21 protein-coding genes are annotated in these 16773 nt (G+C 68.9%); 6 read left to right on the top strand and 15 right to left on the bottom strand.

Features of this window, described 5'->3' with window-relative positions; all coding sequences use genetic code 11:
* Window positions 1-33: 33 nt before the first annotated feature.
* Entirely contained in the window at window positions 34-1062 is a 1029-nt protein-coding gene (locus N5D30_RS02910) for an amidohydrolase family protein (RefSeq protein WP_279907567.1), read from the bottom strand.
* Between the two features lie 111 nt (window positions 1063-1173).
* Between N5D30_RS02910 and N5D30_RS02905 the strand changes: the two genes are divergently transcribed.
* The 4 genes from N5D30_RS02905 to N5D30_RS02890 all read left to right on the top strand — a co-directional run bounded on the left by N5D30_RS02905 (window position 1174) and on the right by N5D30_RS02890 (window position 5020).
* Window positions 1174-2034, top strand: coding sequence for a transporter substrate-binding domain-containing protein (locus tag N5D30_RS02905; RefSeq protein ID WP_279907566.1), 861 nt, complete (start codon window positions 1174-1176; stop codon window positions 2032-2034).
* Window positions 2035-2159: 125 nt separating this feature from the next.
* Window positions 2160-3554, top strand: a complete 1395-nt coding sequence (locus tag N5D30_RS02900) for a methyl-accepting chemotaxis protein (RefSeq protein ID WP_279907565.1) — start codon at window positions 2160-2162, stop codon at window positions 3552-3554.
* Between the two features lie 201 nt (window positions 3555-3755).
* On the top strand, window positions 3756-4157 hold the full coding sequence (locus N5D30_RS02895) for an OsmC family protein (RefSeq protein ID WP_279907584.1): 402 nt from the start codon (window positions 3756-3758) through the stop codon (window positions 4155-4157).
* Entirely contained in the window at window positions 4154-5020 is an 867-nt protein-coding gene (locus N5D30_RS02890; protein ID WP_279907564.1) for a pirin family protein, read from the top strand. The genes N5D30_RS02895 and N5D30_RS02890 overlap by 4 nt, the downstream gene beginning before the upstream one ends.
* An 80-nt stretch (window positions 5021-5100) precedes the next feature.
* Here the strand turns inward: N5D30_RS02890 and N5D30_RS02885 are convergent, their stop codons facing one another.
* Genes N5D30_RS02885 through ccmA form a run of 10 tightly spaced genes read right to left on the bottom strand, consistent with a single transcriptional unit; the run spans window position 5101 to window position 12357 of the window.
* Window positions 5101-5424, bottom strand: coding sequence for a hypothetical protein (locus N5D30_RS02885; RefSeq protein WP_279907563.1), 324 nt, complete (start codon window positions 5422-5424; stop codon window positions 5101-5103).
* Window positions 5421-6617, bottom strand: coding sequence for a c-type cytochrome biogenesis protein CcmI (gene ccmI / locus N5D30_RS02880; RefSeq protein WP_279907562.1), 1197 nt, complete (start codon window positions 6615-6617; stop codon window positions 5421-5423). Before ccmI ends, N5D30_RS02885 begins: the two co-directional genes overlap by 4 nt.
* Complete coding sequence (locus N5D30_RS02875) at window positions 6617-7099, bottom strand: cytochrome c-type biogenesis protein (RefSeq protein ID WP_220813368.1); 483 nt, start codon at window positions 7097-7099, stop codon at window positions 6617-6619. The genes ccmI and N5D30_RS02875 overlap by 1 nt, the downstream gene beginning before the upstream one ends.
* Window positions 7096-7629, bottom strand: a complete 534-nt coding sequence (locus N5D30_RS02870) for a DsbE family thiol:disulfide interchange protein (protein WP_279907561.1) — start codon at window positions 7627-7629, stop codon at window positions 7096-7098. Before N5D30_RS02870 ends, N5D30_RS02875 begins: the two co-directional genes overlap by 4 nt.
* Window positions 7626-9599 carry a heme lyase CcmF/NrfE family subunit gene (locus N5D30_RS02865; RefSeq protein ID WP_279907583.1) on the bottom strand — a complete coding sequence of 658 codons (1974 nt, stop codon included), beginning with the start codon at window positions 9597-9599 and terminating at the stop codon, window positions 7626-7628. Before N5D30_RS02865 ends, N5D30_RS02870 begins: the two co-directional genes overlap by 4 nt.
* A gap of 11 nt (window positions 9600-9610) precedes the next feature.
* Window positions 9611-10066 carry a cytochrome c maturation protein CcmE gene (ccmE, locus tag N5D30_RS02860; protein ID WP_279907560.1) on the bottom strand — a complete coding sequence of 152 codons (456 nt, stop codon included), beginning with the start codon at window positions 10064-10066 and terminating at the stop codon, window positions 9611-9613.
* Window positions 10063-10239 carry a heme exporter protein CcmD gene (gene ccmD / locus N5D30_RS02855; RefSeq protein ID WP_220813371.1) on the bottom strand — a complete coding sequence of 59 codons (177 nt, stop codon included), beginning with the start codon at window positions 10237-10239 and terminating at the stop codon, window positions 10063-10065. The genes ccmE and ccmD overlap by 4 nt, the downstream gene beginning before the upstream one ends.
* Entirely contained in the window at window positions 10236-11003 is a 768-nt protein-coding gene (locus N5D30_RS02850; protein ID WP_262880168.1) for a heme ABC transporter permease, read from the bottom strand. Before N5D30_RS02850 ends, ccmD begins: the two co-directional genes overlap by 4 nt.
* Before the next feature lie 50 nt (window positions 11004-11053).
* Entirely contained in the window at window positions 11054-11725 is a 672-nt protein-coding gene (gene ccmB / locus N5D30_RS02845) for a heme exporter protein CcmB (protein WP_220813373.1), read from the bottom strand.
* The gene (gene ccmA / locus N5D30_RS02840) at window positions 11722-12357 is read right to left on the bottom strand and encodes a cytochrome c biogenesis heme-transporting ATPase CcmA (RefSeq protein WP_220813374.1); all 636 of its coding nucleotides are present in this window, start codon (window positions 12355-12357) and stop codon (window positions 11722-11724) included. Before ccmA ends, ccmB begins: the two co-directional genes overlap by 4 nt.
* Window positions 12358-12507: 150 nt before the next feature.
* Between ccmA and N5D30_RS02835 the strand changes: the two genes are divergently transcribed.
* Both N5D30_RS02835 and N5D30_RS02830 read left to right on the top strand, forming a co-directional pair.
* Window positions 12508-14055: a flagellar hook-length control protein FliK gene (locus tag N5D30_RS02835; protein ID WP_279907558.1), complete on the top strand. Its 1548-nt coding sequence runs from the start codon at window positions 12508-12510 to the stop codon at window positions 14053-14055.
* Window positions 14052-14399, top strand: coding sequence for an EscU/YscU/HrcU family type III secretion system export apparatus switch protein (locus tag N5D30_RS02830; protein ID WP_279907556.1), 348 nt, complete (start codon window positions 14052-14054; stop codon window positions 14397-14399). The genes N5D30_RS02835 and N5D30_RS02830 overlap by 4 nt, the downstream gene beginning before the upstream one ends.
* On the opposite strand, the gene N5D30_RS02825 is transcribed toward N5D30_RS02830, so the two are convergent.
* The 4 genes from N5D30_RS02825 to N5D30_RS02810 form a co-directional block, all read right to left on the bottom strand.
* The gene (locus tag N5D30_RS02825; protein WP_279907555.1) at window positions 14353-14820 is read right to left on the bottom strand and encodes a rhodanese-like domain-containing protein; all 468 of its coding nucleotides are present in this window, start codon (window positions 14818-14820) and stop codon (window positions 14353-14355) included. The genes N5D30_RS02830 and N5D30_RS02825 overlap by 47 nt on opposite strands.
* A 119-nt stretch (window positions 14821-14939) precedes the next feature.
* Window positions 14940-15344 (bottom strand): DUF2802 domain-containing protein, encoded by a 405-nt coding sequence (locus N5D30_RS02820; protein ID WP_220813378.1) that lies wholly within the window; start codon window positions 15342-15344, stop codon window positions 14940-14942.
* A 3-nt stretch (window positions 15345-15347) separates the two neighbouring features.
* The gene (locus tag N5D30_RS02815) at window positions 15348-15827 is read right to left on the bottom strand and encodes a chemotaxis protein CheW (RefSeq protein ID WP_043310542.1); all 480 of its coding nucleotides are present in this window, start codon (window positions 15825-15827) and stop codon (window positions 15348-15350) included.
* A 75-nt stretch (window positions 15828-15902) separates the two neighbouring features.
* Window positions 15903-16745, bottom strand: coding sequence for a CheW domain-containing protein (locus N5D30_RS02810; RefSeq protein WP_220813379.1), 843 nt, complete (start codon window positions 16743-16745; stop codon window positions 15903-15905).
* Window positions 16746-16773: the final 28 nt, after the last annotated feature.

Here is a 16773-nt window from a genome sequence, read left to right as displayed (position 1 = left end):
GGCTATGACGCGGCGGTTACAGGCTGATGACAATCAGTCGCTCAGCTCGGCCTGGCGCTGGCGCGGCAGCACGGCGAGAAAGTTGTCCCGCGCCACCTTGTGCGCCACGTCCTCCGGCAGTGCATCGAGGAAAGGTCGGAACTCGGCCAGTTTCTCCCCCACCCCGTCGAAGCGCCCGACCACGTCGGAGCCGAGCATGAAGCGCTCCGGGTAGCGGCCGACCAGCTTCACCCAGCGCGGGTCGGGACGACCCTCGTCGGACAGCAAGTAGGGCTGCAGTACGCTCCAGGACAGGTCGATGTACAGGTTCGGGTACTCGCCGAGCATCCGCTCCAGGGTGGACAGGAGGAAATCCAGCTTCTCCTGATGGCGGTGGATCTCCAGGCTGGTGCCGGCGTGGGCCCAGATGAAGCGGACATGGGGATGGTTGCGCAGCGGCTCCTCGATCTCCTCCAGGTAGAGCGGGTTGCGCTCGCGCTTGGAGGTGATATTGCTGTGCACCATCACCGGCAGGTCGTATTCCGCGGCCAGGTGGTAGACCCTGGTCATCGCCTCGTTGTTGGCGCGCGGGGTATCGCCGTAGGTCAGCGCGGTGAGGTCGTCGTGGCGGGTGAACACCTCGCCCAAGCCCTGCCACAGCCCGGGATAGAGCTCGAGCATGCGGCGGATGTGGGCGTCGGCGTTCTTGTCCACCGGGTTGAAGCCGGAGAGGAACGGGTGGAAGCGCTTGCGCTGCTCCTCCGGCAAACGCCGCACCGCCTCTGCGACGAACACGTCGGTGGCGCTGTACCAGTAGGCGCCAGCGTCGTCGCCGGCGTAGTAGCGCGGGCGCTTGGGCTCGTCCTCGTGCCATTTCTTGGCGACCGGGATGCCGCTGATCATCACATGGTCGATCTGGCCGGCGTCCATCGCCTTGAGCAGCGGCGCCATGCCCTCGCTCTCCTGGAAAAAGTCCACGTAGTGCAGGTGGGCGTCGCTGTATCGGTAATCCCTGGCGGCCGCCTGCAGGGCGAACAGGCTGCAGACGGCGGCGATGAACAGGCGGTTGGCGAGCAAAGGCATGACTCCGGCAGGTTTCGAGCAAGAGTAGACTGCCGTCGCGCTGCAGCCGTTCACTGGCGATGATGCCGGCGAGGGGCCATCATGCTTCATCCCCGGTCGCGAAATAACGCCATGCCCATCGCCCGCCTCGTCGTGCTGTTCACCCTCCTCTTCCCGGCCCTCGCGCCGGCGGAGACCCTGACCTATCCCCTGCACTCCAACGGCACCGACCCCGAGGCCTACGTGGTCGAGCTGCTGCGCCAGGCCCTGGCCAGGAGCGGCGGAGACTACCGGCTGCGGCCCTCGCCACGGCCCATGCCGCAGAGCCGGGCGGAGCAGTCGCTGGAGCAGAACGACGGCAGTGTGCAGCTGATGTGGACCATGACCACCCGCGACCGCGAGGAAGCCCTGCTGCCGATACGCATCCCCATCTACAAGGGCCTGATCGGCTGGCGCATCCCCCTGGTGCGGCGCGAGGACAAGGACTGGCTGGCCCGGGTGCACAGCCTGGAAGACCTCAAGCCCATGCGCTTCGGCCAGCGCGCCGACTGGCCGGACACCCGCGTGCTGCGCGACAACGGCCTGCAGGTGATCACCAGCCAGAGTTACGACAGCCTGTTCCGCATGCTCGACGCCGGCCGCTTCGACGTCTTCCCCCGTGAGCTGGTGGTGGTCTGGGACGAGCAGGCGCGGGCCAGCCAGGAAGGATTGGAGCTTGAAGTGGACGAGCACGTCGTCCTCCATTACCCCTCCGCCTTCTACTTCTTCACCTCGCGCACCCGCGCCGACCTGGCCGCCGCCATCGAGCGCGGGCTGGAGGCGATGATCGCGGACGGCAGCTACGAGCGCCTGTTCCAGCAGTACCACGGCGCTGCCCTGAAGCGCGCCGGACTGGAGCGACGCCGGGTCATCGAGCTGGAAAACCCCGACCTGCCGCCCCAGACGCCGGTCCAGCGCGATGCGCTCTGGTACCGGCCCGGCGCACCGCAATAGGCCCCGGCGCCCCAGCGTGGGGCGCAATCGGCGGCATTTTGCCGGCGCCAGCCCCACGACATGGCGCGCGCCGATGATGGCACCCTGCTTGCACCGCTCCGGACAGAACACTTCGGAGATGCACCATGCTGCAGCTGCTGCGCAGACCCTCGCGACGCGAACTGGACGAAGAGGCCTTCGCCGCCCTCTTCACCCGTCACGACCTCACCACCCGGCTGCCCGAGCACCAGGCCTGGATGGGACGCCTCAACCGTTTCAGCGACGGCCTGCACCAGCGCATCCGCACCAGCCTGGGCGCCGCCGTCGGCATCGCCGCCCACGCGCCGCAGCTGGCCAGCATCGCCAGCGCCAACCAGGTCAGCGGGCAGAGCCTGGCCCAGTCCTCCGAGCTGATCGCCAGCGCCAGCGAACAGGTCACCACCACCCTGGACGCCGAGCTGGTGCCCGGCACCGCCGAAGTCGCACGGCTGTCCGCAGAAGTCTCCGAGACCCTGCGCCAGTGCCAGCGCAGCGGCCAGTCCGTGCTCGGCCAGGTCGAGGCCATCGGTCACTGCGAGACTCAGCTCGGCGAGGTGATCGGCAAACTCACCGGGCAACTGGAGGAAGTCAGCAAGGTGATCGGCGTGATCGCCAGCATCTCCCAGCAGACCAACCTGCTGGCGCTCAACGCGGCCATCGAGGCGGCCCGCGCGGGCGAGCACGGCCGCGGCTTCGCCGTGGTCGCCGAGGAAGTGCGGCGCCTGGCCGGCCATACCACCGAGGCGACCGGCCAGGTGGGCCAGATCATCGAACGCTTCCGCGACGGCATGGGCCAGCTCGGCGCGGCCGGCGAACGCATGCACCAGGCGGTGGAGGATGGCCGCGAAGGCATGCTGCAGGTCGGCAACGGCCTGGACAGCACGCGCCAGGCCATGGACCGGCTGGACGAGCGGGTCGGCCACATCGCCATCGGCACCGAGCAGATCGGCCAGGCGGTGCGCTCGATCAACGGCGACGTGCAGCAGATCGCCCAGGTGGCCGGCGACCTGCTCGGCAAGGCCGGCCAGGTACTGCGCCACAGCCAGGCCGTGCGCGAGGACGGCGACCGCCTGCTGCAGGGCCTGGGCGACTTCCGCCTGGAACTGCATCGCTCGGTGCAGGGCAGCGTCGAGCAACTGGCGGCGGACCCGCGCCTGGCCGGCGACGTCGACACGGCGGAACGCCTGCTGGCGGAAACCCTGCGGCGCGACGCGCGCTTCGAGCTGTTCTACCTGGTCGATGCCGGCGGCGTGCAGCTCTCGGAAAACGTCTTCGCCGCCGACGTGCCGCACCAGGACAGCGGCAGCTGCCGCGGCCGCGACTGGAGCCGGCGCCCCTGGTTCCGCAGCGTCGCGGACGACCTGCGCAGCCACATCACGCCGGTCTATCGCTCGTCGGCCACCGACGACTTCTGCTTCACCGTCTCGGTGCCCATCCTCGGTGCGGACGGCCGCCTGCTGCGCGTGCTGGGCGCCGACGTGCGCCTCTCCGTGCTGGTCTGAGCGCACGGCCCAGGCCGGTTGAAGGGCCCTTCCCGTCATTCCCGCGCAGGCGGGAATCCAAACGACGGCATGGTTTTTGGGTCCCCGCCTGCGCGGGGATGACGGGGTTGGGAGCGGGTGGCACCCTGGAAAACACTTGGCTACCTATTGGATGCGTGTCGTAACGCTAGACTGGAAGTCCATCCAACCCGTCCGGGAGCCATCATGATCCGCATCAGCACCGAATCCGGCCTGCGCCACAGCATCGAGATCGGCGAGCACCAGCTGCACACCGACGTACCGGTCGCCCACGGCGGCGGCGCCTCGGCTCCCGAGCCGCACGACCTGTTCGACGCCGCCCTCGGCGCCTGCAAAGCCCTGACCCTGATGCTCTACGCCAGGCAGCGCGGCCTGCCGCTGGACAGCCTGGACGTGCGCGTGAACCGCGACGACAGCCAGGAGCGCCAGGGTACCTACCGCCTGGCCGTCGAACTGGAACTGCACGGCGCGCTGGACGAGGAACAGCGCCAGCAACTGCTGCGCATCGCCGACAAATGCCCGGTGCACAAGCTGATGACCGGCGTCGACGTGCAGATCGAGACCCGCCTGGGCGACGGCGCATGAGCGCGCCGCTGCTGATCCGTCCCCGGACCGAGGACATCGCCGGCCAGCCCATCCTGCGCCCGCTGCCCTCGGCCAGGTGCCGCAGCGTCGGGCCGTTCGTGTTCTTCGACCACATCCTGGAGAAGGACTACCCCGCCGGCAGCGGCATGAACATCGACCAGCACCCGCACATCGGCCTGTCCACCCTCACCTACCTGTTCGAGGGCGAGCTGCAGCACAAGGACAGCCTGGGCTCGGACCAGCTGGTGAAGCCGGGCGACGTCAGCTGGATGACCGCCGGGCGCGCCGTGGCCCACGTCGAGCGCACGCCGGCGCACCTGTGGCGCAGCGGCTCGCGCCTGCACGGCCTGCAGGTGTGGCTGGCCCTGCCCCGCGAACTGGAGCAGGGCGAGCCGGCCTACAGCCACCACCCGGCCGCCAGCCTGCCGCGCAGCGAGGCCATGGGCGTGGAGATCACCCTGATCGCCGGCAGCGGCTTCTGCCTGGAGTCGCCGGTCCCCGTGCACTCATCGACCCTCTATGCCGAGCTGAAACTGCAGGCCGGCGCCCACCTGTCGATACCCGCCGAGCACCACGAGCGCGCCCTGTACCTGATCGAGGGCGAAGCCCGGCTGGAAGACGACGACCTGCCACTGCGCGGCCTGGCGGTGCTGCCGGAGGGCGAGGACATGCTGCTCAGCGCCTGCGGCGAGTGCCGCCTGGCGCTGATCGGCGGCGAACCGCTGGGGCCGAGGCGGATGTACTGGAACTTCGTCGCCAGCGACGCCGGACGACTGGAAAAGGCCAAGCGCGACTGGGCCGAGTGGAACTGGCCACGGGTGCCCGGGGAAAGCGCGAGGCTCGAGCTGCCGAAGCAAGCCTAAGCCGGGTTGGCCGCCTACCCCGGATTGCATCCGGGCTACCGTAGGGTGCGCCGTGCGCACCGAGGTGCCCGGTACGTGCGTCAGTCGGCGATGGTGCGGCCGAGGCCGGCCGGTACGCCGCTGCTGTCGGTGGGCTGCCAGGGGCCGCTGGGGCTGCTGGCCCAGTTCCAGCCGCGGTTCCAGCGGTAGTAGACCCGCTCGCGGTAGTACAGCCTGGTGCTGCCCTGGATCACGTACACGCCCAGCGCCGGGTCCCAGTAGGCGTTGCCGCCGGGAGGTGGCGCGTAGCGCGGGTGGCTCTGCTGCGCGTTCGCGGGTTTGTCGTCCCTGGGCGCGACGCCGGGCTGCAGGGCGCAGCCGCCCAGGGCGAGCAGCATGGCCAGGGCCGCCAGCGCACGGGTCACTGCGCCTGCTCCGCGCTGTCGATCAGCAGTTGCTGGGGCTCCTGGGTGGCGCTGGCGATGGGCGGGTTGCTGCCGATCCACTCGCCCTTGGTCGCCACGCCGCTGCGCGAAATCCGCGCCACCAGCTGCACCTGCGGGAAGCTGGAGAGCTTGAGTTGCTCCATCATCGCGTCCTTGTCGCTCAGCTCGACCTCGGCGGGCAGGTCGGCCACGGTCAGGCGCTTGACCGCCAGCGGCATGGGCGGACCGGACGCCGCGCGGGCGAAGACGAACACGCTGTCGCCCGGCTGCACCTCGGCCTTGACCTCGGGCGCGAGGTCGACCTTGACCCGGATCGCCGCCACGGACGCGCTCGTCGCCTCGTCCGGCACCGGCTGGCCGGCGGCCTGCAGCTGCTCGCGGGCACGGTCGATGCCGACCTGGATCGAGGCACGGGCCGGGTCCTGCGCCGGCATCTGCGCCGCCAGCCGCTGCCAGTAGTCGATGGCGTCTGCGAAGCGCTCGTCCTCGAACGCGGCGATGCCCAGCAGGCCGAGGCTGGTGGCCTCGTTGGGATCGGCCTTGAGCGCCTCGTCGGTGAGCGCCTGCATCTGCGCGCTCCACTGCTTGTCGGCGGCGAAGTACAGGGCCTGGGCCCACAGGCCCAGCAGCTCGGGCGCGCGACCGGCGGCGCGCACCGCGTGTTCGTAGGCCATGGCGGACTTGCCGGCCTCGCCGTTGCCCATGTAGATGCGGCCGAGGTAGTACCAGGCCTCGGCGGAATCCGGGTTGTCCTTGACCGCCTGCTCCAGGCGCGCGGTCATCTGGGCGATGCTCGGCTGGTCCTGCACGGCCGCCAGCTCCTGGCTGGCGCCCCAGTGCCAGTACAGGCCGAAGGCCAGGCCCGGAACGGCCAGGGCGATCAGCAGCGGCAGCGCGCGGCCCAGGCGATGGCCACGGCCGTTGCCGGCGCCTTCGGTATCGGCCAGCAGCTCGCGGGCGGCCTCGGCCTGGCCGGCGTCGAACTGCTCGGCTGTGAGCGTGCCGGCATCGCGCTGGGCCTGCAGTTCGGCCAGGCGCTCCTGGTACAGGGCGACGTTGAGCGCGGTGCGGTCTTCCTCGGCCTGGGCGCGGCGGCCGCGCAGCAGCGGAATAAGCAGAAAAGCCGTGCCGACCAGCAGCAACAGGCCGACGGCGAGCCAGAATTCGATCATCAGTCTTGGGTATCCCGGGTGGCTTTCAGCAGAGCGTCCAGGCGCTCACGTTCGGCGGCGCTCAGGGCCGCCCGTTCGGGGGCCTTCTCCACCTTGCGGCGGCGCAGCACCAGCACGGCGAGGGCGATGGCGCCCAGGCCCAGCAGGCCGAAGGGGCCGTACCAGAGCAGCCAGGTGCGGCTGTCCAGGGGCGGCTTGTACATCACGAAGTCGCCATAGCGCATGACCAGGAAATCGACGATCTCCTTGTCGCTCCTGCCCTCTTCGAGCATGCGGAAGATCTCGCGGCGCAGGTCGGTGGCGATCGGTGCGTTGGAGTCGGCGATGTTCTGGTTCTGGCACTTGGGGCAGCGCAGCTCCTCGGTGAGGCTGCGGAAGCGCTCGCGCTCCACCTCATCCTTGAACTGGTAGGTGTCGATGGCGGCGCGGGCCACGCCGACCAGGCTCAGCCCCAGCAGGCAGGCGATCAGCAGGCGCTTCACGGCTTAGCCTCCAGCAGGGCCTGGTAGCGCGGCGCCAGTTCCTCGCGCCAGACGCGCTCGTCGATGGCACCGACGTACTTGTGGCGGATGATGCCCCGGGCGTCGATCAGGAAGGTCTCCGGCGCGCCGTAAACACCCAGGTTGATGCCGAGCGAGCCCTGGGGATCGGCGACGTTGACCTGGTACGGGTCGAGGTAGTCCTGCAGCCACTTGCGCGCGGCCTCGCCGTCGTCCTTGTAGTTGACCCCGTGGATCACCACGCCGGCCTCGGCCAGGCGGTTGAGCATCTGGTGCTCGGCCTTGCAGGTCGGGCACCAGGTAGCCCAGACGTTGACCAGCGCCGGGCCCTTGAGGTCCTTCTCGGTGACCAGGCGCTGCTCGTCCTTCAGGTCCGGCAGGCTGAACGCCGGCAGCGGCTTGTCGATCAGCGCCGAGGGCAGCTCCTGCGGGTTGAGGAATAAACCGCGGTAGAGGAACACCGCCATGGCCAGGAACAGCGCCAGCGGCAGCAGCAGGATCAGGCGCTTCATGCGGTGGCCTCCTTCATGCCCAGCACGTCGCGCACGCGGGTGCGGACCTTGACCCGGTAGCGCGGATCGAAGGCGGCGAGCAGGCCGCCGAGGCCCATCATCAGGCCGCCGAGCCAGATCCAGCGCACGTAGGGCTTGATGTGCACGCGCACGGCCCAGGCGCCGTTCTCCAGCGGCTCGCCGAGGGCGACGTAGAGGTCGCGGGTGAAGCCGGCGTCGATGCCCGCCTCGGTCATCGGCATCTGCTGCACGGTGTACAGGCGCTTCTCGGGGTGCAGCACGGCGACTTCCTCGCCGTCCTCCAGCACGCGCACGGTGCCCTTGTCCGAGGTGAAATTGGGGCCCTCGAAGTGCTTGGCGCCCTCGAAGACGAACAGGTAGCCGCCCAGCTCCAGGGACTCGCCGGGCGCCAGGCGCAGGTCACGCTCGGCGCTGCCGTGGCTGACCAGCACCACGCCGATCGCGCAGGCGGCGATGCCGAGGTGCGCCAGCTGCATGCCCCAGTAGCTGCTGGAGAGGCTGCGCATGCCCTTGAACAGGCCCTTGTGACGGCACTTGTCGAGCAGATCACGGACGCCGGCCAGCAGCACCCAGAAGCCGAGCAGGAACACCGCCAGCACGCTCCAGTGGAAGTCGCCGAACAGCCAGCTGGCGAGGAAGCCCAGCACCACGCTGCCGACCAGCACAGGGGTGAGCATGCCGGCCAGCCATTTCACCGGGGTGTCCTTCCAGCGCACCAGCACGCCCACCGCCATCACCACCATCAGTAGTGCCATCAGCGGCACGAACAGGGCGTTGAAGTACGGCGGGCCGACCGACAGCTTGGCCCCGGAGAGCGCGTCCAGCACCAGCGGATACAGGGTGCCGAGCAGGATCATCGCGGCCGCCACCACCAGCACCAGGTTGTTGGCCAGCAGGAAGGTCTCGCGCGACCACAGGGCGAAGCCGACCTGGCTCTTGACCACCGGCGCGCGCACGGCGAACAGCGCCAGCGAGCTGCCGACCACGATCAGCAGGAAGATCAGGATGAACACCCCGCGCGCCGGGTCGTTGGCGAAGGCGTGCACCGAGGTGAGCACCCCGGAACGGACCAGGAAGGTGCCGAGCAGGCTGAGGGAGAAGGCGGCGATGGCCAGCAGCACGGTCCAGCTCTTGAACACGCCGCGCTTCTCGGTCACAGCCAGCGAATGGATCAGCGCGGTGCCCACCAGCCAGGGCATGAAGGAGGCGTTCTCCACCGGGTCCCAAAACCACCAGCCGCCCCAGCCCAGCTCGTAGTAGGCCCACCAGGAGCCCAGCGCGATACCGACGCCGAGGAAGGCCCAGGCGACGATGGTCCAGGGCCGCGACCAGCGAGCCCAGGCGGCATCCAACTTGCCGCCGAGCAGCGCGGCGATGGCGAAGGCGAAGGCCACCGAGAAGCCGACGTAGCCCATGTACAGCATCGGCGGGTGGACGATCAGGCCGAAGTCCTGCAGCAGCGGGTTGAGGTCGCGGCCGTCCGTCGGCGTGTTCACCAGCAGCCGCTCGAAGGGGTTGGAGGTGATGATCAGGAACAGCAGGAAGCCGACGCTGATCATGCCCATCACGGCCAGCACGCGGGCCAGCATCACCTCCGGCAGCTGGCGCGAGAAGATCGCCACGGCGAAGGTCCAGCCGCCGAGGATCAGCGCCCACAGCAGCAGCGAGCCCTCGTGGGCGCCCCACACGGCGCTGAACTTGTAGTACCAGGGCAAGGCGCTGTTGGAGTTGCTGGCCACGTAGGCTACGGAGAAATCGTCTGCCATGAAGGCCCAGGTCAGGCAGGCGAAGGCGAACGCCAGCATGGCGAACTGGCCCCAGGCCGCCGGCTGGGCCAGGCCCATCCACTGGCGGTCGCCGAGCCAGGCACCGACCAACGGCAGGGTCGCCTGGACCACGGCCAGGCACAGGGCGAGGATCAGGGCCACGTGGCCCAGTTCGGGAATCATCAGCGCGGCGTTCATTGCTTGGCCTCGTCCCCGGCGGGCAACCGGCCGCTGTCCTTCAGCGCCTTGGTGACTTCCGGCGGCATGTAGTTCTCGTCATGCTTGGCCAGCACCTCGTCGGCGACCAGCACGCCCTCGTCGTTGAGCTTGCCGAGGGCGACGATGCCCTGCTTCTCGCGGAACAGGTCCGGCAGGATGCCCTGGTAGCGGATGGTCACGCTCTTGACGAAGTCGGTGACCACAAACTCCACCTGCAGCGAATCGACGGAACGCTTCACCGAACCCTCGGCGACCATGCCGCCGGCGCGGATGCGGGTGTCCTTCGGCGCCTCGCCGTTGGCGATCTGGGTCGGGGTGTAGAACAGGTTGATGTTCTCCTGCAGTGCGCTGAGGGCCAGGGCCACCGCGGCGGAGACGCCGACCAGGATGGCCAGGACGATGTACAGGCGTTTCTTGCGGACTGCATTCACTGTTGCTTCTCCCGGCGCAGACGGCGCGCCTCGTCTTGCAGGTAACGCCGGCGGGCCAGGATCGGCAGCGCGACGTTCAGGGCCAGCACCGCCAGGCTGATGCCGTAGGCCGACCACACGTAGGGGCCGTGGTGGCCCATGGCGAGGAATTCGCCGAAGGATTCGAAGCTCATGCCCTGCCCTCCACCAGCCGCGCGATCTCGGCCTTCACCCAGCTGCTGCGGGCCTCGCGCTTGAGCACCTCGGTGCGCATGCGGTAGAGCAGCACGGCGCCGAGGAAGCAGTAGAAGCCGAGCACGCAGAGCAGCAGCGGCAGCCACATCTCGACGTTCATGCTGGCCTTGCCGGTGACCTTGAAGGTGGCCGGCTGGTGCAGGGTGTTCCACCACTCCACCGACTTCTGGATGATCGGGATATTCACCGCGCCGACCAGCGCCAGCACGGCGCAGGCCTTGGCCGCGCTGTCGCGGTTGCTGATCGCGTTGCCCAGGGCGATGACGCCGAAGTAGAGGAACAGCAGGATCAGCATCGAGGTCAGGCGCGCGTCCCAGATCCAGTAGGTGCCCCAGGTCGGCTTGCCCCAGATGGCCCCGGTGATCAGCGCGATGAAGCACAGCCAGGCGCCGATCGGCGCGGCCTGCTGCAGGGCCACGTCGGCCAGCTTCATCTTCCACACCAGGCCGACCACGCCGGCCACCGCCATCAGCAGGTAACAGGACTGGGCGAGGAAGGCCGCCGGCACGTGGATGTAGATGATCCGGTAGCTGTTGCCCTGGTACTTCTCCGGCGGCGCGAAGGCCAGCCCCCAGACGATGCCGACGGCGAGCAGCAGCACGGCGGCCGCGGCCAGCCAGGGCAGCCAGCGGCCGCTGCGCTCATAGAACCACTTGGGCGAACCCCACTGGTGAAACCAGGTCCAGTTCATAACTCGTCTCATCATTCAAACGTAGCCCGGATTGCGTCCGGGCCACGTATCACGGTTCTTTCTTATTCGCCGACGCTGATTCGCAGTCCGGCGCCGATCGCAAAGGGTGTCAGGGTGACCGCCAGGGCGGTCAGGCTGGCCAGCCACAACAGGTGGCCGGCCGCCGGCAATCCTTGCAAGGCCGCCTGCATCGCCCCGGTGCCGAGAATCAGCACCGGGATGTACAGCGGCAGAATCAACAGCGCCAGCAGCAGCCCGCCGCGCTTGAGGCCGACGGTCAGCGCCGCGCCCACCGCGCCGAGCAGGCTCAGCACCGGGGTGCCGAGCAGCAGCGAGCCCAGCAGCACCGGCAGGCAGCGCCCGGGCAGGCCGAGCATCAGCGCCAGCAGCGGCGCCAGCAGCACCAGGGCCAGCCCCGAGAACAGCCAGTGTGCCAGCACCTTGGCCAGGACCAGAAGAGGCAGCGGGTGCGACGAAAGGACCCACTGCTCCAGCGATCCATCCTCGAAATCACTGCGGAAAAGCCCGTCCAGAGAGAGCAGCACGGCCAATAACGCCGCCACCCAGATCAGGCCCGGTGACAAGGTCTGCAACAGATTCGTTTCCGGACCGACGGCCAGGGGGAACAGCGCGATGACGATGGCGAAGAACACCAGCGGGTTGGCCAGCTCGGCCGGACGGCGGAACAGCAGGCGCGCTTCGCGGGACAACAGCAGGAAGAAGACGTTGTTCATGCGGCGCGGCGCCCCAGGTCCAGCACCTGATAGCCGGTGGGCTGCTCGCCCAAGGTGTGGTGGGTGGTCATCACCACCAGCCCGCCCCGCTCGCAATGCCGTGCCAGGTGGCTTTCCAGCTGCGCCACGCCCTGCTTGTCCAGCGCGGTGAAGGGCTCGTCGAGAATCCACAGCGGCGGCGCGTCCAGGTACAGGCGGGCCAGACCCACGCGGCGCTGCTGGCCGGCGGACAGGGTGTGGCAGGGCACGTCCTCGAAGCCGCGCAGGCCGACCGCCTCCAGCGCCTGCCAGATGGCCTCGCGCCCGGCCGGCTGGTGCAGGGCGCAGAGCCAGGCGAGGTTCTCCTCGGCGGTGAGCAGGCCCTTGATCCCGGCGGCGTGGCCGATCCACAACAGGCTGCTGCCCAGCTCGCCGTGCTGGCGGGCCAGCGGCCTGCCGTTCAGCAGCACCTCGCCCGCGGTCGGCTGCATCAGCCCGGCGAGCAGGCGCAGCAGGCTGGTCTTGCCGCTGCCGTTGGGCCCGGCCACCTGCAACAGGGTGCCGGCGCCGAGGTCCAACTCCAGGCCCTCGAACAGCAGACGCCAGTCCCGCTCACAGGTGAGTGCAACGGCTTGGAGTCGAGGGCTGATCACTGCATGGCTTCCCGGAGGGGGTTCAAGTCGGAGGGGGGCCGGCCGCTATACTGTGGCAAGTTGACCATAGAGCCAGCCCGAACGGGGCGGCATTATACATGTCGGGCTTCACCCTCCGAAGCCGGCTTTTTGACAGGGTGTGACCCGGCCATGGCAGAAATCAGCAGTCCTCGCCCGCTTCCCGCGACGCCACCGGCCATTCGCCCCTCCGCCCCCAACGCCGCCGACCTGGCGGTGAAGCTGCTGCAGCCGCTGGAAGGCATGCTGGCCGCCGGCGAGACCGCCAAGGCCGAGGTGCTGGCGGCGAAGGAAGTGGCGCAGAGCTTCCAGCTCCTGCTCAAGCTGACCCTGAACGGCGGCAAGCAGACTACCCTCGAGGCCAGCAGCCCGCGCCCCCTGGCCCAGGGCACCACGGTGGCCGTCACCGCGATCTCCGAAACCCGCCTGGCCCTGGCACTGCAAGGCGGCGACACCAAGCTGCTGAGCAGCCTGGACTTGGAGCAGCTGCCGGCCGGCACCGTGCTGCAGGGCAAGGTCGAGTCCCGCGAGCAGATCGTCCAGCTCAAGGCCCAGCAAACCCTGTACCGGGTGGTGGTCAACCTGCTCAACACCTCCCTGGCCGGCAGCAAGCTGAACGTCGAGACGCCGCTGCCGCTGCCCATCGGCAGCCTGCTCACCGCCCAGGTACAGGGCAGCCAGAACCTCGCTTTCCTGCCGCTCAGCGGGCGCCTGGATCAGCTGGTGCTGGGCGAGCAGCTGGCCGCCCAGCAGGGGCGCCAGGGCTCGCTCGAAGGCCTGTTCAAGGGCCTGCAGGGCATGGCCCGGCAGGACGGCCTGCCGGCGGAGCTGCGCGCCACCGTCGACAAACTGCTCGGGCTGATGCCCGACGGCAAGCAGCTGGGCAGCGCCGACGGCCTGGCCAAGGCCCTGGAGCAGAGCGGCGTGTTCCTCGAAGCCAAACTGCTCAGCGGGCACACCCAGAACCTGCCGCAGGACCTGAAGGCCAACCTGCTGAAACTGGTGGCGCAGCTGCTGCCCAGCCTGCCAGGCGGCGCGCCCCTGCCCGCCGCCAGCGCCAGCAGTGCCCTGGCCCAGGCCCTGCCCGCCTTCGTCCGCAACGCGCTCGGCGCGCTCGGCCAGATCAGCCTGCGCCAGCAGGCCATGAGCTTCCCCCTGCCCTCGCGCCTGCTGCAGTCGATGGATCAGGAAGCCGATCTGGAAACCCTGCTGAAGCTGGCCGCCGCCGCCGTGTCGCGGTTGCAGACCCACCAGCTGTCGAGCCTGGCGCAGACCCAGGTGACGCCGGAAGGCAACCTGCTGACTACCTGGCAGCTGGAGCTGCCGATGCGCAATCAGCATGACGTGGTGCCGCTGCAGGTCAAACTGCAGCGGGAGGAACAGGGCGCGGAGAGCCGCAAGGAGCAGAAGGAGACGCTATGGCGCGTCGAACTGGCCTTCGACCTCGACCCGCTGGGCCCGCTGCAGGTGCAGGCCCAGCTGCTGCGCGGCAGCCTGTCCAGCCAGCTGTGGGCCGAGCGCGCCGCCACCGTCGAGCTGATCACCGGAGAGCTGGACAACCTGCGCCAGCGCCTGCTCGGCGCCGGCCTCGAGGTCGGCGAGCTGAGCTGCCGCCAGGGCATGCCGCCGCAGGGGCCGAAGACCCACTTGGAACAGCGCTGGGTGGACGAAACCGCATGAAGAAGCAGGACAAGCGCCCGCGCCAGGCCATCGCCCTCTCCTACGACGGCAGCAACGCGCCCAGCCTCACCGCCAAGGGCGACGACGAACTGGCGGAGGCGATCCTGGCCATCGCCCGCGAGTACGAAGTGCCGATCTACGAGAACGCCGAACTGGTGCGCCTGCTGGCGCGGCTGGAACTGGGTGACGCGATTCCCGAGCCGCTCTATCGCACCATCGCGGAAATCATCGCCTTCGCCTGGTACCTCAAGGGCAAGCGCCCGGCGGGCTTCGTCAAGGAGCCGGCGGAGCGCGACGTCACTCCACCATCGGGCCCGCCGCGGTTGGCGGCACCCCGAGGATGAAGGCGTACAGCTCGCCCTCGTGGCCCTTGCCCAGCGGGAAGTCGAGCAGCTGCCAGGCGAAGTAGCCCGAGCGGAAGTAGTACACCTGCTGGAAGCCCCAGCCCACGGCACGCCGTACGGCCTCGGCGCTGTGCGGGCAGACCTCGCTGTCGCAGTACAGCACGAGGGGCATTTCCCGCGGCCAGTCATCTCCCTTGAGTTCCGCGAAGCGCCCATCCAGCGCCAGGTGCAGTGCGCCATGCACATGCCCCCAGCTCCACTCGCGCGCCGGGCGCACATCGATGAACAGCACCCCGTACTCGTAGAGCTGGCGCGCCTGCATGGCATTCACCGTGGTCGCTCCCCTGACTTCCAGCGGCGCTTCGCTGGCTCCCACGCTCGGCACGATCAGGCACAACAGCAACAGCAATGCGGCACGCATGGCGGACCTCCTCGGAAGCCGGACCCCATGCGTTCAGGTTAGACGGAGGGAGGATGGCGCCTTGGAACCATTGGCGCCGCGAGACGGAAGACTCAGAACCGGGAGGAGTAAGGAAGCGCTCAGGAACGCTGCTTCTGGGCCTGGTGCAGACGGCTGACCAGTTCCGCTTCGGCCTGGGACAGGCCGCAGGAATGGGTCAGGTCGTCGACGCTGGCACCCATGCCCACCAGGCGTGCGGCCTGGGTGAAGGACAGGCTGGTGGGATCGCGCTGCTCCATCTGGCTCAGCTTGTCCGGCAGCGGCGCCACCACCCGGCGCAGCTCATGCAGCTCCTCGCCCATGCGGATGCTGCCGGTGAGGTAGGCATCCAGGCGCCGGGAAATCTCCTTGAGGCGTTGATCGCGGAGTGCATCGCGCTCCTTCTGCAGCTCCGCCTGCTGGCGCAGCTTCAGCGACAGCTGATAGCAGAAGCCGGCGAGCAGCACACAGAACAGGCCGAGCACGGCCACCGCGATCTCCAGCATGGATCAGATGCTCTCCAGCTCGGACCACTCTTCCTCGCTCATCATCTTGTCCAGCTCGACCAGGATGAGCAGCTCGCCGTTCTTGTTGCACACGCCCTGGATGAACTTGGCCGACTCGTCGTTGCCGACATTCGGCGCGGTCTCGACCTCGGACTGGCGCAGGTAGACCACCTCGGCGACGCTGTCGACCAGGATGCCGACCACCTGCTTGTCGGCCTCGATGATGACGATACGGGTGTTGTCGGTCACCGGCGCCGAGGACAGGCCGAAGCGCTGGCGGGTATCGATCACGGTCACCACGTTGCCGCGCAGGTTGATGATGCCCAGCACGTAGGCCGGGGCCCCCGGCACCGGAGCGATCTCGGTGTAGCGCAACACCTCCTGCACCTGCATCACATTGATGCCGTAGGTCTCGTTATCCAGGCGGAAGGTCACCCATTGCAGAATCGGATCTTCGGAACCTTGCGCTGACGATTTCTTCATGTCCCTAGCCTCAAGTTCGCGGGTGAGCCCGCTTGTCGTTAACTATAGAGCCCCGTACGGACGAGGGCGTTGCATTCAATGCGCGCGGGCCTGGCCCTTGCGCGTCGCGCCGCTGGCGATCAGCTCGGCCAGGGCCGAGACGTCCAGCAGCGCGCACATGTGTTCGATCACGGTACCGGCCAGCCAGGGGCGCTGCGAGCGCTGGCTGCGCCATTTGATCTCGCTCGGGTCCAGGCGGATCGAGCGGCTGACCTGATGCACGGCCAGGCCCCATTCGTAGCCCTGCACGGAGATCACGTACTGCAGCCCTTCGCGGAAGTCTTCGCGGTAACGCTCGGGCATCACCCAGCGGGCGGTGTCCAGCACCTTCAGGTTGCCGGCCTGGCCCGGCAGGATACCGAGAAACCAGTCCGGCTGGCCAAACAGTGGCGTCAGCTCGGTTCCCGCCAGGGGGTGGATGGTGCCCAGGCAGACCAGCGGCACCGCCAGGGTCAGGCCGGCCACATCGAACAACAGGCACTCGAAGGGTTCCTCGCTCCAGCTCGGCCGGCCGTCGAAGCTCGGCGCGGCGGCGGGCGCCACTTCGGGCACCGGTTGCACCTCGATCTCCGGCTCGGCGATCTCGATCCTGATCTCGGCCGGGGCCTCCACCAGCGGCTCGGCGATCACCTCGGGCATGCGCAATTCGATGGTCGGCAGCACCTGCGGCCCGGGTTCCGCCAGGGCCAGCGGGCGGGCCAGCACCGGCCGGGCTTCTTCCCGACGGGCATCGCGCACCTGCTCCTCGAGCACGGCGGCCTCGAATTCGTCGAGGCTGACGCTCTGCTCCAGTTCGACAGCCGCCTCCTGCAGCAGTGCATCCAGGTAGGACTGCAAGGCCTGCTGAGGACGGGTGGCGGTGCTGGCGGTACGGCTCATAGGATGGTCCACGAAAGTGTCTGTACAG

Source organism: Pseudomonas sp. GD03875, from assembly GCF_029840585.1.
Lineage (GTDB): Bacteria > Pseudomonadota > Gammaproteobacteria > Pseudomonadales > Pseudomonadaceae > Aquipseudomonas > Aquipseudomonas paralcaligenes.
The sequence above is the reverse complement of the archived record's forward strand: the minus strand, read 5'-3'. Positions and strand labels throughout refer to the sequence as shown.